At 32.5% G+C, this 1364-nt stretch carries 2 protein-coding genes; both read left to right on the top strand.

What is annotated here, in order from left to right:
• The first annotated feature begins 206 nt into the window (after positions 1 to 206).
• A complete protein-coding gene (locus GFJ36_RS28840) occupies positions 207 to 524 on the top strand; it encodes a hypothetical protein (RefSeq protein WP_157349860.1) in 318 nt (105 codons plus the stop codon).
• Positions 525 to 907: 383 nt separating this feature from the next.
• On the top strand, positions 908 to 1186 hold the full coding sequence (locus tag GFJ36_RS28835; protein WP_157349859.1) for an AbrB/MazE/SpoVT family DNA-binding domain-containing protein: 279 nt from the start codon (positions 908 to 910) through the stop codon (positions 1184 to 1186).
• The last annotated feature ends 178 nt before the right edge of the window (positions 1187 to 1364 follow it).

Below are 1364 nucleotides of genomic sequence, written 5' to 3'. Positions count from 1 at the left end.
TGTATGGTGAAAGCCTGTTACAATAGAATGGAGTCGAAAGTCTAAATACCCTTAGGCAGCTCTCATAGATGTAAGATCTATGGGGGTTTTTTAATAAGGTAAACATAAAATTTCACGTACCGTAATTTTAAATGAAAATATAATACCCTATATTGTAAAAGGTGTTTAGCATCCATGCATAGAATCACTTCTTTGAGGTGATGATTATGACAGTGGAAACATCAATAAGGTATAGAGATATTACAGGAACTATATTTAGAAATGGACGGTTTCAATATGAAGCTAGCCATGTTGTATCATTTGATGATAATTATGAAGCCACCTTTATTCTAGGTGGGAAATTTAACGAGTTATTTACAATTCTTTGCCGATGTAATATGCTTTATCTTGAACCTGAGTATAAGAATGCACCTAGAATTATAATTGAACTCACTGGCTGTTATGATGAATTTAGTGAGTATTATTTTATGGATTCCTTTAGAGATTGTAAATGCTTTTTTAAAGGAGATGCAACCCTTAATTGACGTTGCAAAACATATGGAACAACAAACTAAATATCCTGAATAATAATTTAAACACATGTGAGGGTGAATATACTCTCACATTTTTTGTATTCATTATGTAGTGGAGGAACATAGTTAACGAATACAGAATGTATACATTCCGAATCTATATGAGGTGATAACGTGGGGTATTTAGGGGTACGGAAACGATTCTCGGTATGAGATGCCACTCTAGGATTAAGTGTAATTTTTAGAGATAATTTCCTTTCAAGAAAGTTTGAAGAATTTCTTGTTATGATCGTTATTTTTTGGATCTTCATGTTTCTCATGCATGGCGAAAGCCTGTTACAATAGTAAAGAATAAATTGGGTACAAATTGATAATGAAATGGGGAAATTTGCTGGATGAAAGCAACCGGAGTAACTAGAAAAGTGGATGAATTAGGGCGTATAGTAATTCCAAAGGAACTTAGAAATACGCTTGGTATTAAAGAAAAATCGCCATTAGAGATTTTTGTAGAAGGTGAAGATATTATTTTACAGAAGTATCAGCCTGGTGGTGTTTGTGCATTAACAGGAGAAGTGTCAAATCGTAACATGGCATTAGCAAATGGTAAGATCATATTAAGTCCAGAAGGTGCAGAACTATTAATAAAAGCAATTGAACAGTATCTTGTAAAATAAGTGCTCCTTTCAAGGGGCTTTTTTTATAAGAGAAACTTAAAATTTCACGTACCGTATTGTTTAATAAAAAACAAAATACGTATTCAATAGTCTACATCTAATTCCATGCTTAATTAATTCGCTTAATGGATACTATATCGTTTGTTTTGGATAGATTTCTTGCGAAATATGTACCTAG

It is taken from the genome of Bacillus sp. EE-W1 (assembly GCF_009760835.1).
Lineage (GTDB): Bacteria > Bacillota > Bacilli > Bacillales > Bacillaceae_G > Bacillus_A > Bacillus_A wiedmannii.
The sequence above is the reverse complement of the archived record's forward strand: the minus strand, read 5'-3'. Positions and strand labels throughout refer to the sequence as shown.

Bases quoted from the DNA above. Each gene is read 5' to 3' on its own strand.
- GFJ36_RS28835 (WP_157349859.1), top strand. From the start codon at position 908: ATGAAAGCAACCGGAGTAACTAGAAAAGTGGATGAATTAGGGCGTATA.
- GFJ36_RS28840 (WP_157349860.1), top strand. From the start codon at position 207: ATGACAGTGGAAACATCAATAAGGTATAGAGATATTACAGGAACTATA.